At 64.8% G+C, this 13,687-nt stretch carries 12 protein-coding genes; 5 read left to right on the top strand and 7 right to left on the bottom strand.

The genetic code is table 11. The annotated features are described in order from the left end of the window. The first annotated feature begins 127 nt into the window (after nucleotides 1-127). Complete coding sequence (locus HPY64_16465; GenBank protein ID NPV68728.1) at nucleotides 128-460, top strand: hypothetical protein; 333 nt, start codon at nucleotides 128-130, stop codon at nucleotides 458-460. Between the two features lie 31 nt (nucleotides 461-491). Here HPY64_16465 and HPY64_16470 read toward each other — a convergent pair whose 3' ends face one another. Further along, nucleotides 492-989, bottom strand: coding sequence for a GNAT family N-acetyltransferase (locus HPY64_16470; protein NPV68729.1), 498 nt, complete (start codon nucleotides 987-989; stop codon nucleotides 492-494). A gap of 168 nt (nucleotides 990-1,157) precedes the next feature. Here HPY64_16470 and HPY64_16475 point away from each other — a divergent pair, with 168 nt between their 5' ends. Beyond that, on the top strand, nucleotides 1,158-2,270 hold the full coding sequence (locus HPY64_16475) for an SH3 domain-containing protein (protein ID NPV68730.1): 1,113 nt from the start codon (nucleotides 1,158-1,160) through the stop codon (nucleotides 2,268-2,270). A gap of 102 nt (nucleotides 2,271-2,372) precedes the next feature. Here HPY64_16475 and HPY64_16480 read toward each other — a convergent pair whose 3' ends face one another. Beyond that, a complete protein-coding gene (locus HPY64_16480) occupies nucleotides 2,373-4,457 on the bottom strand; it encodes a serine/threonine protein kinase (GenBank protein ID NPV68731.1) in 2,085 nt (694 codons plus the stop codon). 227 nt (nucleotides 4,458-4,684) lie between these two features. On the opposite strand from HPY64_16480, the gene HPY64_16485 reads away from it, so the two are divergent. Then, complete coding sequence (locus HPY64_16485; GenBank protein NPV68732.1) at nucleotides 4,685-5,266, top strand: hypothetical protein; 582 nt, start codon at nucleotides 4,685-4,687, stop codon at nucleotides 5,264-5,266. A gap of 157 nt (nucleotides 5,267-5,423) precedes the next feature. Further along, nucleotides 5,424-6,752: a hypothetical protein gene (locus HPY64_16490; GenBank protein ID NPV68733.1), complete on the top strand. Its 1,329-nt coding sequence runs from the start codon at nucleotides 5,424-5,426 to the stop codon at nucleotides 6,750-6,752. A gap of 22 nt (nucleotides 6,753-6,774) precedes the next feature. Here the strand turns inward: HPY64_16490 and HPY64_16495 are convergent, their stop codons facing one another. From HPY64_16495 to HPY64_16505, 3 genes are all read right to left on the bottom strand, one after another. After that, nucleotides 6,775-7,812: a PAS domain-containing sensor histidine kinase gene (locus HPY64_16495; GenBank protein ID NPV68734.1), complete on the bottom strand. Its 1,038-nt coding sequence runs from the start codon at nucleotides 7,810-7,812 to the stop codon at nucleotides 6,775-6,777. 8 nt (nucleotides 7,813-7,820) lie between these two features. After that, complete coding sequence (locus tag HPY64_16500) at nucleotides 7,821-8,507, bottom strand: response regulator transcription factor (protein ID NPV68735.1); 687 nt, start codon at nucleotides 8,505-8,507, stop codon at nucleotides 7,821-7,823. 186 nt (nucleotides 8,508-8,693) lie between these two features. After that, nucleotides 8,694-9,215 carry an NUDIX domain-containing protein gene (locus HPY64_16505; protein ID NPV68736.1) on the bottom strand — a complete coding sequence of 174 codons (522 nt, stop codon included), beginning with the start codon at nucleotides 9,213-9,215 and terminating at the stop codon, nucleotides 8,694-8,696. 133 nt (nucleotides 9,216-9,348) lie between these two features. Here HPY64_16505 and HPY64_16510 point away from each other — a divergent pair, with 133 nt between their 5' ends. Then, on the top strand, nucleotides 9,349-10,668 hold the full coding sequence (locus HPY64_16510; protein ID NPV68737.1) for a hypothetical protein: 1,320 nt from the start codon (nucleotides 9,349-9,351) through the stop codon (nucleotides 10,666-10,668). A gap of 68 nt (nucleotides 10,669-10,736) precedes the next feature. Here HPY64_16510 and HPY64_16515 read toward each other — a convergent pair whose 3' ends face one another. Both HPY64_16515 and HPY64_16520 read right to left on the bottom strand, forming a co-directional pair. Continuing rightward, nucleotides 10,737-12,728, bottom strand: coding sequence for an FHA domain-containing protein (locus HPY64_16515; protein NPV68738.1), 1,992 nt, complete (start codon nucleotides 12,726-12,728; stop codon nucleotides 10,737-10,739). A gap of 115 nt (nucleotides 12,729-12,843) precedes the next feature. Next, entirely contained in the window at nucleotides 12,844-13,581 is a 738-nt protein-coding gene (locus HPY64_16520; protein NPV68739.1) for a rhomboid family intramembrane serine protease, read from the bottom strand. Nucleotides 13,582-13,687: the final 106 nt, after the last annotated feature.

A 13,687-nucleotide genomic window follows, 5' to 3' on the forward strand; every position in this document is an offset into this window, starting at 1 on the left:
GGTTTTCATGTTCCTGCAACAGAATGAAGTCGCGTGTCATTTTGAGAGAAAATACACATGCGATTTGGTGCGTAGATGGGCAACCTTCAACCGGCATCTGAATTTCAACCGCGAAAGATACACTACCATGAGCAGCGACCGCGAACGGGAACGGTTACAACGGCTGAGGGAACGTCAGCTTCAGGATCGCGCGCCGGGTCCAACCGTCAAAGTACGCTGGAAGAAGACGCAACCCCGCCATGAGCCGTGGCTGACATTGTTCTGGACGGCGCTGCCGGGCCGGGCCAGGGGTGCGCTGATCGGCTTCCTGCTGGGGATGGCCGGCTCGGTAGTGCTGGGGATCGTCGCGCCGGAGCCGTGGGGGATGATCTGCGGGGCGCTGGTCTTCCTGACGGCGATTCTGGTCGGCATGATCGTCGGCAAGGCGACCGACCAGGCCGGCCTGATCGATCGTCACTGACTTACAGGCACACAACAGACGCTCCACGCAGTCACATCGCCGGTTCGCTTAACGCCATTTCCAGGACGATCTCATCATGGATCGGGATGCCGTCCAGCCCGATCAGCGGTATCTGCGGCTTGATCTGCCGGGCAACGTCCACCGCACCGGGATGCAACGCCGCCAGCCGGAAACCACGCTTCTGGTAAAAGCGCAGCGCGGGCAGGTTATCGTTAGTGGTGATCAACCAGAGCCGTCGACAGCCCGCCGCCATCGCCATCTCTCGAACTGCCACGAGCAACGCTGTACCGATTCCGATGCCTTCGTGCAGGCTATCCAGCGTGACGATCTCACAGGCGTCGCCCATGAGATGGCAGGTAACCAGCCCGGCCCGCTCCCCCTGGCACAGCGCATAGAAGCCAGGCAACATTGCCGGGTCGTAGACGACGCCATGCACCACAATCGTCGGCGCGCCCCAGCGGGCCGTCACCAGCGCACACACCCAGTCCCGGTCACTGGCGATCAGCGGGTGAATGGTAAAGGCTGTCATGCTCTCCCTTTCTGGTTCGTCTGTGCCGACTGCCAGCCGCCCGGAGCCGGGAGTCGCTCTGGCGCGGGAGTGTCGTTGTGTCGGCAGGCGGGGTGCTGTAGTATATAGTGTACACACAACCGTTGTGCCCCTGATCGCACGACGGGCAAGGGGTAGAGGAAGGTGCGGATGGCCAGAGAGTTACCCCCGAATGACGACATTATCCCGCCGGGCAGCGAAAAAGACACCGATCCAACCCGCCGGATGAGCCGCCCGGATGCTGACGATCAGATGCCCCTTTCAGACGCCACCCGGCTATCGCCAGCAGCGCCAGATAGCCTGCCTGATGAACCAGCGGAAGCGGGCGATCCAGAAGCCGCGACGCAGGCCGTTGAGTTGCCGCCAGAGTTGAACGCGCTCTTTCAGCGGCGGAACGCTGCCAACCGGTCAGTAGCGGAAGAAACGCCCCTCCCCGGCTGGCCAGACAGCAGCAACACCGAGAGCACGGAGGTCAACCCCTCCCTGGCCGCCGGCTCCGAACCGGAGCCACCGTATCCTTCCCGCTGGCCATATGCCGCCAACCTGCAGGAAACGGCGGTCAACCCCGCAGTGCAACGGGGCGATGAATTACCGCCGGTATCCGTGCCGCCGCCCCCGCCGCTGTATGGCGGGCTGGATTACCGGCCGCCGGTAGCCGAACCTACACCCCCACCGCGTAAGCGCCGCCGCACTGCCCGCGAGCGCCGCGATAGCGGCCTGTACCTGCCCTGGTGGTCGCTGCTGGTACTGCTGGCCGGGGTGGCGCTGGTGGCAACACTGGCGATCCTGGCGCTGGTATCGCTGGGCGGGCAATTTGCGCCCGGCGGAGAGACACCGGTCGTGATTGTGATCACCGCCACACCAACCGCCACGCCCACCCGCACGCCCGGCCCACCCACGCCCACCCGTCCCTCTGTGACCGCGACTGTGCCTTTGGCCTTCCAGGCCACCCGCAGCACGGGAGAAGCCGAACCTGATACAACCCTGGCGGCCACCTCCGCCATCACCCCACCCCCGGCCACCCCTGCCTTGCGCGTGGGCGCGCAGGTAGAAGTCGTGGAGGTTGGCGCAGCCGGGCTGAACGTCCGGGAAGGCGCGGGCACCGGTTTCCGGGTATTGCTGATCGCGCGGGAAGGCAGCCGCTTTGAGGTCACTGGCGGGCCGGAGGAAAGTGGCGACTTCACCTGGTGGCAGATCCGCAGCCTGGATGATCCTACTAAGGAAGGCTGGGCGGTGGCCGAATTTTTGCGCGTTGTGCCCTAGAACGAGGCTGGCTTCCAGACCTGATATGACACCCTCCGCATCCAGATCACGGGGCGGAGGGTTTCGATTCCGGCCGTCAAACCGCCAAAGCAGACCGCCGATCTAGCCGGGGCAATCCTCCGGGCACTTGTTTTTGTTCTCGCCTGGCCCGCAGATGCCATCGCCACAGACCGCTTTGGGGACGTCTGTCGGCGGCAGCGTCGGCGCGGGCGTGTCCGTCGGCGGCGGCACAGGGGTATCGGTCGGCGGCGGCACTGGCGTGTCTGTCGGCAAGGGGATAGGGGTTGCCGTTGGCAGTGGCGTCGCCGTCGGGCGAGCTGTTGATGATGGGGGCACTGGCCCTCCGCCCACGTGAGTCGGCGTCGCCGTGCTCGTCGGGGTAGGCGTCGGCGTGCTGGTCGGAGTGTGCCGTGGGTGCGGCGTGCTGGTCGGCGACAGGATCAGGGCGCGGGTTGGCTCGTAAGTGAGCGGAACCAGCGGTGGGGAAAGCAGAGTCAGCAGGTCACCGATCAGCGCCCGACCCTGTTCCATAAATGTAGCCAGGCCAGCTCGCAGGGTCGGGATTAGGGCTGGCGCCGGCGTAGCCGTAGCCGATGGCTCAGGCGTGGCGCTGGCCGTCAGCGTCACAGTGGCTGTCGGCAGGTCGGTTGGCGTGGCTGTGGGCGTAGCGGATGCTATCAATGTGTCGGTCGCGGTTGGCTGTTCCGTTGGCGTGACCGTAGCGGTATCTGTAGCAGTGGATGTCGCCGTGGGCGCTGGCGGCACAGCCCCTGTTGCCGTGGCCAGCACGGGCGTGATCACAGTAGGCGGCGGGGTAGGCGTTACCGACGCATTGCCGCTTAGCCTCAGTACTACCGGGACACCCAGCAGGATCACCAGCGCTACGCCAAGCAGGAAAATGGCTGCCGGACTCTGCAGCAGCTTCCGGCTTTCCATCCGCGGGCGGGGCAATGGGGGAACCGATCGGGTGACAGTCTCGCCCCGGAAGCTCACCTGGATCAGCCGGAATTCGGCGAACAACTCCGGTTGCTGGCGCGTCCTGGCGAACAGGGCAGCAGCAGCCGGGGCGGACATGGCCAGGGTCAGAATCGTGCTGCTCTCACGGACAGACAGGATTTCGATCGACAGGTCGGGGTAATCGGCAACCAGGGCGCCGGTCACCGCCGCCAGGAAGCGGGCTGTATTGAACGATGACCGGGGCAGATCAAACGTGAAAGCGATCTCTGCGCGCTGTTCAACCTCTGGATCGGTGACGCTGCCGCTGCCGGGCGGGACGAAGGTCTTGGTCCCATCGTCGCCCGGTGCTTTCTCCGGCTGGCGCGGGCGCGGCGGTGTAACAGGAGGCGCTTCAGGCTTGCTACGGGCGGCCTGCTTAAAGGCGCTGATCATCTCCTCAACGGTCGCGTAGCGGTTAACCGGCTGCTTTTCCAGCGCCCTGAAGATCACGGCTTCGACTGCGCGCGGCACATGCGGAACCAGCGTGGAGAGGCTGGGCGGCGGCTGTTGCAGGTGCTGCAGGGCCAGGTCACGGGCGGTTGCGGCCTGAAAGGGCAACTCACCGCTGAGCAGTTCAAAGAGCGTGACGCCCAGCGAATAGATGTCGCAGCGGCGATCCAGCTCCTCGCCCACCCACTGCTCCGGAGGCATATAGGCCCGTGTGCCGGCCATCGTGCCGTACTTGGTGATCTGCTGCCCTTCGTCGGAACGGGCCAGCCCGAAATCGGAAAGGTACGGCTCGTCGTTCTCGTCCAGCAGGATGTTGCGCGGGTTGACGTCGCGGTGGATGACGCCCTTCTCATGGGCGAAATGCAGGGCGGAACCGATCTTGTCCAGCAGGGTGATGACTTCGTCCAACGAGAACACGCCGTGTGTGATCAGGCGATCCTTGAGATTGCCGGTCATCAGCGGCGTCACCAGATACAGCAGGTGATCGTTGTCCAGGGAGCCGTAGTCGTACAGTTTGAGGATGTGCAGATGCTCCAGGCGGGCAATGGTGCGCGCCTCGCGCTTGAAGCGCTGGACGTATTCCGGGCTTTCAACCGGATCGACACGCATGACCTTGACAGCCACCGTGCGGCGGATATCGTCCTGCTGCTCGGCCAGGTAGACAACAGATGTCCCACCCCGGCCGATTTCCCTGATCAGTTTGTAGCGGCCGATGAGTGAGCCTTCCAGCTTGTCGACCATAATAATGCCGTTCCCGCACCCGCTGGAACCAGAAGGAAACAATTCCTCTGTTATTAAGTATATAAGATACGCTATTAACCGACCAGCGATTCGGGCAAATTCATGGCTTTTTTATGCCCCGGGCGCTTTAGAGGGCGGACTGAAAGCATCCGGCTGGCGCTCGCCGGGGCGCGTCACTGTGCTACAATCCCTGGCGGCGGCAGGATCGGGCCGTTGAAAGGCTGTGAATGAAGGCACAACACCGGGTAAAGAGTCTGTTGATTGCTGGCATGGCGCTGCTGGCGGGCTGCAATCTGCCGCTGTCCGCCGGGTTAAAGCCGGAGGGCATGGCAGCCCCGGTCACGCCCGACGCTTACGCGCCGCCCTTCGAGGATGCACGCGACCTCTTCGCCAGCGTGTGCTTCGATTACTGGGTGGAACAGGTCAACCGGCTGTATGTGATCGACAGCGCCCTGGCCCACATTATGTTCTACAACGAAGTGGACGAATCGGGCCGGTGCCGCTTCCCGGTCAAACGCCAGCCTTTTGACTTCACGCAGGGGTGGATCCTGGTTGGCGCGGTCAACGTTGGCACCGGCTGCCGCGCCTACACCGATCCGATCGCATTGCTCAGAGATGATGCAGCACAGACGATCACGCTGCAGGTGAGATGGGCCGTTACCGGAGATTGCCCGTACCGGCTGGCACGGCCCTTCTGGGTGAGCATCCCCCGCCCGCCAGAAGGCTACACGGTCCGGTTGCAGGCAGAGCCGCTGCCGTCGCCGCCAGAAGCACCCGGTAGCCAGGGAGGAGCAGGGAACAGCCAGTAGGGAATGGGAAAGCCCCTGGCCCCCCCCGATCTCCCGGCTTCTCGCCCTCTCGGCCACTTGCCTTGCTTCCTGCCTCTCTTCTGCGGGCGATCGAGAGCCGGGCAGACCGTGCTATACTCAAAACATCCCACTGAAAATGAGGTTGTGGAGGCAAGGCATGAGGTCTGCGGTGCGCTGGATCGGGCCGGCGATCACATTAGCCATGCTGGCGACGACGCTTTTGCCAGCGCTGGCCCAGAGCGGTCCCCTGCAATCCTATGTCGCTGAGGATGGTTCCTTCTGGTTCAGTTACCCTCATAGCTGGCAGATCGAAACCCGCGATGGCCTGGTGTATGTCTACAACAATCGTGTGACGGTGTCTGTCGTTGGCCCCGGCGTGCTGGAGGCGCTCGGCCTGGGCGGCTACACCGATCCTGCTGATCTGGTTCAGGCGCTGGCACTACGGCTGGGCGTCCGGAGTAGCGACCTGGTGCGCAACACAGAGAACGGTCGCCCTGCCGCACGGCTCAACTTCACCGATCCGGTGGGCTACCCTGCCTTTCTGCTGGCCCTGCTGTTGCGCGACAACCGCCTGGGCCTGATAGACGTGCGTTTCACCGGCGGCTACCGCCCGCTGAACGAGCAACATGCCCTGCGCATCGCCCGTTCGCTGGAAGTCCCCCCCGGCCCTCCGGCCCGCCTTGCCCACTACGCCGGTACCTGGCGGCAAACGGTGGCCGAACTGGAAGCCGCAGGCGCGATCCCGGCTGGTGGACACCTGCTTTTCCAGTCCAGCGCGCCTTACACCGTCGAGCAGGCGACGGACGCTTCCTACCTGCCATTAGGCAATCCCCGCCCTGCGCAGGACGTCATTGTGGCCGGTGAGTTACGCTTTGTCCCGGTGGAAGGGGATGGCTACCAGGCCTGCTTTCTGGGGGCGCGCCTTACCTACAATACTGGCGAGGCCATCGTCCGGGCGTACCTGGAGGCCGGTCTCAACAGCGCCAGCCAGGTCTACTACATCGACAGCACCGGGGATCCTGCCACCTCGCAGTCTGCGGCGCAGCCCCGGTTCCTGGGCGACAGCCCGCATCACCTGCTGCTGCTGGCGCTGGACGATCGCCTGACAGTCTACCTGGACGGGCAGCGAGTTTTCGCCGACGTGCCGGTGGAAGCGCGGGCGGGCATTACCGGGCTGGGGGCAATCACTGCCACCCCGGAGACACGCTGCGAGGGGCAGAACCTGTGGGTGTATGAAGTGACCGGCGCAACGAGCAGCAGTTGCACGGTGACGGCGGCCAGCGCCAAGGTCAACCGCCGCCAGACTCCCGCCACAAACGGGGCGGTCGCCGGCTGGCTGACACGGAGCGAAACCCGGCCCGTGACCGGCCAGATGACCGACGCGCTGGACTACGTGTGGTGGCAACTGGATGATGGCACGTGGGTACGCAGCGATGTGGTGATCGAGCAGGGCGACTGTACTGCTGTGCCGGTGATCATCCCCTGAACCGCCGCGCGATCCGTGTTGCTCAGTCCGCGTCCGGCCCTTCCGCGGCCAGCAGGGTGAAGCAAAACCTGGCCCCGCCCAGGTCGTCGCTGCCTTCAACCCAGATACGGCCCTGGTGAGCCTCAACAATGTGGCGGGCGATGGACAGGCCCAGCCCGCTACCCCGCCGTTCGCTGCGGGCTTCGTCCAGCTGGTAGAAGCGCTCAAACACGCGGTCACGTTCCTCCAGCGGGATGCCGGGGCCGCTATCCTCGATGGTGACAGTCACCGTTTCGTGACCGGCGTCCAGCGTCGCGGCGATGCGGATCGTGCCCTTCTTAGGGGTGACCTTCAGCGCATTGTGGATCAGGTTAGCCAGGACACGCCCGATCTGGCCGGGGTCGACCAGGACATAAAGGTCTTTCGGCACGTGCCTGCTGATCTTGATGCTGCGCTGTTCGATCTGCTCGTCCAGGTGCTCAACAGCTTCATCCACCAGGATATGCAGCGGCATCTCGATCAGCTTCATGATCGCCTGGCCGGATTCGATCATCGACAGGTCGTGCATCCCGTCCACGATGCGCTGCAGGGTATCCAGTTCCCGCCCGATCTTGCGCAGCACTTTCTCCTGCTGCTTGTGGGAAACCTGCTGCCGGCTGAGCGTGTCGCGCAGCAGGCGGATGGCCGAGATAGGCGTGCGCAACTCGTGGGAGATATTGGCCACCATATCACGGCGGGCGCGGTTGAGCCGCAGCAACTGGGTGATATCCTCCAGGGCCAGCGCATAGTAGACCTGCTGCCCGACGGTGAAGCGGTTGCAGCGGGCGCGGTACGTGCGCTGGCCGAGAGCAAACTGGCTCTCCGGGCACGAAGGCATCTGGTCGGCGCATTCCAGCAGTTCCTGCAACTCCGGGCCATCGAGCAGAGACTCAATGGTCATCCCCATCCCGGCGTCTTCCAGAGCGGGGAACGCCTCGCGGGCGGCTTCGTTAGCGGCCAGCACGCGCCGGTCCTCGCTCAGCAGGATCAGCGGCTCAAATGCGGCATCGACCAGATAGGCAAGCTGCGGGTTGGGGTCCATAGGTTGCTCTAGCCCTCAAAGCGGTAGCCAATGCCGCGCACCGTGACAATGCGCGTCGGGTTGGAGGGGTCCTGCTCGATCTTCTTGCGCAGCCAGCGGATGTGCACGTCAACCGTGCGCCGGTCGCCAAAATAGTCGTACCCCCAGACTTTGGAGAGCAGCAGGTCGCGGGAAAGCACGGCGTTGCGGTTGCGCATCAGCTCGGCCAGCAGGTCGTATTCCTTCTGGCTGAGCTTCAGCTCGACCTCATTCAGATAGGCGTGGCGACCGGTCAGGTCCAGGCGCAGGTCGCCGGCGACGAGTTCATCCTGAGTTGCCGGGCGGGTAGGGGCGCGGCGCATGATCGCCCGGATGCGGGCCAGCAGTTCACCCAGCCCAAAGGGCTTGACCACGTAGTCATCCGCGCCGCTTTCCAGGCCGACGATCTTGTCTACCTCGCTGCTGCGGGCGGTGAGCATGATGATCGGGATATGCGAAGTAGTCGGCTCCCGCCGGATCATGCGGCATAGGCTCAGCCCATCCAGCCGCGGCAACATCACGTCCAGGATGATCAGGTCAGGGGGTTTGGCCACGATCTTCTGGTAAGCCGTCTCGCCGTCCGCTACAGTGGTGACCTTATGCCCTTCCTGGGTCAGGTTTTCGGCCAGCGTCTCCGCCAGCACCCGGTCATCTTCGACAACAACGATTTTGGCCATCGATCGGTGTCACTCCTGCTCCAGCGGCGGGTCACGCCGCCTTAACGCATGGGCCGGCAGCCTTCCTCTGTAGCAGGCGGAAACCCGGCAGCAGGCCCATCCCTGATCATAGCAGACCCGGTCAAAAGGGGGTCATTAAGGTCTGGTAAAGCCACGCGATCAGGCTTAACAGCTCCGGGCCGGGATTCATCCGGGGTGGGCCGCCTGCTGTTCCCATTGCAGATAGCGCCGGGCCAGATACAGGGCGGCAATCACGCGGGCGTCGCTGAGTTGCCCGGTGGCGATCAGACCCTCGAAGCTCGCCAGCGGATGGGCTGCCACGCTGATCGGGTAATCCTCATCGCCCGCCAGGCGAGCAGGCTGCAGATCGCGGGCCAGATAGACATGACAGGCCGCTGTCAGGTATTTGCTCCAGGGGTGTATCGTCGCCAGGAAGTCCAGCCGCCCGGCCCGGTAGCCGATCTCTTCCTGCAACTCGCGGTTGGCTGTTTCCAGGGAAAGCTCGCCAGCGGCCACTTCCCCGCCCGGCAGGATCAACACGTCGCGGCCCAGGGCGGGGGATGGCTCGACGGTCAGCAGCACACGCCGATCGGCAGTCAGGGGCACCAGCAACGCCTCGTCGCCGGCCCTGATCACGGCCACATCTTTGCTGCCGTGCCTGCGCTCGACCAGCGCCAGCCACTGATCTCCGCAGATGACCCGTTCCATAGCGTCTCTTCGCTGCTCAAACGACCGTTGTGCTGCCCGCATTATAGCATCGAATACCGGCGCAACACGGCGATGCTCGCTGCGCTGCTGGTATAATACAGGTAACCGCTTGTTGAGCTTGCTGGAGTCTGCCATGACCCGTGCCGGGGAAAAACCACCTGCCAATCGCCGCCGCACCCTGGCGCAAATCCTGTACACCCTGCGCGTCCTGGTGCTGCTGGCGGCGCTGGGCGTAGTGATCCGGGTTTACAACGGCGATGCCTACGTGGCGCTGATGCTGGTAATTTGCGCCGTCGGAGCTTTTGTCGCCGGGATCGCGCCCGGCCTGGTTCCGGGGGCGGTGCGCCTGATGATCACGCTGCCCTTCGCCCTCGGCGCATTGATCCCGCTGTGGGGTGCGCTGGAGGCAGGAGTGCATGGCGATCCCGATCTGGCCCTGCACTGGTTGGGTGTGGCGGTCGCTTACACGGTGGCCGTCCTGCTGCTGACCCGCCTCCCGGCGCGGATGCGCGGCCCGTTCCTGCCCTGGTTGCCGGAAGGCGCGCTCCAGCAACCCGCCCGGCACGCCCCCACCCGCGAAGTACATAGCAGCGGGGCAGGCAGCTACAGTGCTTCCGCCGGCTATGGCCGTGAAAGCAGCAGCCGCGCAACCGACTACGGGCGTGAACCAGCCCATAGCGCTGCTTATAGCCCTGGCTCCTCCCGCCAGAGCAAGCCCGCCGAAAGCGAGAAGAAGGGCGGCCTGTTCGGACGGCGGGAGAAGACCGCCCCGGAGCCGAAGGCCGCGCCCCGACCGGCCACCCCCTACGGGCGAGAGGCAACCCCTGTTGAGAGCGAGAAGAAGGGCGGCCTGTTCGGACGGCGGGAGAAGACCGCCCCGGAGCCGAAGGCCCCGCCCCGACCGGCCACCCCCTACGGGCGAGAGGCAACCCCTGTTGAGAGCGAGAAGAAGGGCGGGCTGTTCGGACGGCGGGGAAAGGCCACCCCGGAGCCGAAGGCCCCGCCCCGACCGGCCACGCCCTACGGGCGAGAGGCAACCCCTGTTGAGAGCGAGAAGAAGGGCGGCCTGTTCGGACGGCGGGGAAAGGCCACCCCGGAGCCAAAGGCCGCGCCGCAATCCACCCCGCCCCACAAGCGCGATGTGACCGGCCCGTTCACAGCACCGCCGGAGCGAGTCACCGGGCCGTTCTACAGCTATGCGACGCCGGACGAGGACACTGAAGAAGCCGGGATCGGCGCTTTTAGTTTCGATGCGGAGAACGAGGACGAAGCTTTGCTGAGGATGTACGGTTACGGCAAGAAGGTCAGCCGCAGCGAGTTATTCTCCGAAGATGAAGAAGCGCTATTGCGGCGCTCCATAGACGAAGATGCCCTCAGCGAAAAAGACCGGGCCACCCGCGAACTGGTAGAGCGCATCCGCGCCCGCTGGAAAGATCAGTCCTCGCCGCGCTGAGACAGTCGAGACATGGCGTTTAGGGGGCACGCGACTCCCTCAACTGCACAACAACCCAACCCCCGCGCTCAGCCTCGCGCTTTTGGCGTGGGCGGTGGGGTGGCGGAGGGCAACGCCGTAGGCGTCGGCGTGGGGATCGCCGACGGGCCGGCGGTCGCGCTGGGCAATGGCGATGGAGAAGCCGTATCGGTCGGCACAGGAGTCGGCGGGGCGGGATCAACGCGCAGGAGCATCGGGTCCAGATTCAGGCATTGCAGCGCGGCGGCGGCAAGCCACACCCGCTGATCATCATTGGCGAAGACACGCAACCATTGCCCGCTACCATCGCGCATGTCGGGTACGATCATCTGCCCGGCACTGGCCATGCCCAGCAGGGTATGCAGGGTACTCGGCCCGGCCCGGACGGGGGTATTATCCTCCACCACGGCGCAGACCGGGTCTTCCACTGGCAGGGTCAGCGCCTGTTCGGCCACCTGCCCGGCGCCACCCAGCGCCCGCAGGGTGATCGTCAGCGGGGTCAGCCCTTCCAGCCGCACCTGGCGCGAATCCGCCGGGCCATAGACGGCGCTGACGTCATCGCCCGGCAGACCCAGTAATTGCACCTGTACCCCGCCCGGCACTTCCCAGCTTAACACCACCGGCTGGGTCACATAGCGCACCAGCATCGCTGGCTGGGCGCTGAAACTGGCGATCCTCAGCCGTTCATGCACCTGCACCTGAAGGCTCTGGCGGGCCACGGCCTGGCCGTTGACAGCAACCAGGGCCACCTCATGCGGGCCGGGGACGGTCAGGTCAAAGGTCACGCCGCTGTCCGCCGCGTTGATAGCCTCCCCCCGGCGCACGCCATCTACTTCCAGGTACAGGGCTGCCGCATCCCGGATTTCCCAGCTAAGCGTCAGCGGATCGCCGGAGACGATCTCCGGCGCGGATAGCGCCAGGCGGATAATCTGGGGCGGCGGAGGCGGCGCCAGCAGCAACGCCAGGAGCACGATCGCCGCCAGCAGGGCGGTCAGCGTCACACCGACCGCTGCGCCCAGCCGCCAGCCGGTAAGCGCCGGGGCAGCGACCACACGGGCGGGCAATGGGGCGACAAAGCCCGAAGCGTCATGGGCGCGGGCCATCACCACGAAGGGTAGCTCACGCGGACCGCCCAGTAACGGCGACCGGCGCACTTCCACGCGAGCGTGGATTGTCTGGCGCTGGCCCGGCCCCAGGCGGATCGTCGCCGGGGTGAAAGTGAAGCGCAACGCGTTTTGCGCGTCCTGACCGGCAAAGCTCAGGTCCAGGGAGGCGTTGCCCTGATTGTGAACAAAGATCGGCAGCAACTGCCCGGCAGCGATCCGGTTGCGGCCCAGATCGATGCCAAAGCCGCTGTAGGGCAAGACATGCAGGGTAATCCGCGCGTCAACCGTCTGGGTGGGACGCGACTTGCTGCGCACCTGCACGGTGAAAGTGTAGTCGCCCGGCGCGGTATCGGGGCGGCGCAGCGGCTTGAAGCTCAGCATCAGGTGGGCTTCCTGGCCCGGTTCCAGGGCTGCTTCCACCCGTTCCAGGCGTACCCAGTCCCGCGGAACACCGTCGATCTCGATGAAGTAGCGATCCGGCTCATCGCCCAGGTTATGAATGACCAGCTTGCCCTGGACGAACACCCCCGGTGTGACCGGCTGGTCGAGACCGATCAGTTCCACCTCAAAGGTGGGCACCTGGTAGGCGATGCGCTGGGTGGTTTCGTCTACCAGCACATCGGCCTGGGTGGGGTCAACAGCGTAAAAGATCAGGCGCAACTCGCCGATCTGGATTTCCTCGCCGCTCTGCAAACTGTAAGGCTCATTGGGGGGCAGGCGTTGGCCGTTGATGTAGGTGCCGTTAATTGAGCCGAGGTCCTGCAGGAACACCTCGCCATTGCGCAGGCTGATGGTGGCATGATAACGGGAAACCGCCGCGGCCTCCAGGGTGAGGTCATTGCCGGGCGACCGACCGATGGCCACGGTAGACTTGCCCAGCTCATAACTTTCCATCGGCCCGTCGGGCCAGTACACGTCCAGCCGACCGTAAATCATGCCGCCCGCTCCTGCCCAGCACTCATGGGCGTGTATTGTAGCCAGCCTGCAGGGCGGCGGCAATTGCACCGGGCGGCGCGGTCCTGACAATTAACCGGCGCGGGGGCGATCCGGCTCAGTACCACCCCCCGCGCCCCCGACGGGCATCGTAACGCTGGTAAAGGAGTTCGTGGCGCTCATGATGCGGCGGCTGGGGAACGGCCAGCATGAACAGCCACATCAGCACCACCCCGGCCACAAAACCGCCAATATGGGCGAAGAACGCCACGCCGCCGCCCATCAGGCTGCCCAGCGAGGCGAAGCCTTCCAGCAGCTGGAGCACAAACCAGAAGCCCAGCACCCACAGCGCCGAAAGATCAGCCATCCGGGCGAAGTAGCCGAAGAAGATCAGGCCGCGCACACGCACACGGGGAAACAGCACCAGGTAGCCGCCCAGCACACCGGCGATGGCCCCGCTGGCCCCCAGCATGGGGATGTCTGACGCCGGGTCGATGGCGATCTGGGCGAAGGTGGCGGCAAAGCCGCAGGCGAAGTAGAAGAGCAGATACAGCGGGATGCCCATGCGGTCTTCCAGGTTATCGCCGAAGATCCACAGGTAGAGCATGTTACCGGCCAGGTGAGCGATACTGCCGTGCATGAACATCGCCCGCACGATGTCAAGCAGCGACTCCGGCGTGATCCCGGCCCGCGTGATTGTCACCGGCACAACCGCCCAGTCCATCGCCAGCGCATAGGACTCCCGCATGGAAAGACCAGCCTGAAATAGAAAATAGACCAGGATGTTGATCGCGATTAGCGTGAAGTTGGCGATGGGGATGCGCTGGGTTGGGTTAAGGTCTCGCAGAGGAAGCATGAGCTACTCACCTGGGTGGAAGATAGCGCTACAGTGGAGTATAGGCTGTCCGGGTGGGCCTGACAACCGCACCATTCGAGGGGGTAAGGCGGGCGGCTAAAAGGCA

Source organism: Anaerolineae bacterium, assembly GCA_013178165.1.
In the GTDB taxonomy this organism is placed as follows: Bacteria; Chloroflexota; Anaerolineae; order Aggregatilineales; family Ch27; genus Ch27.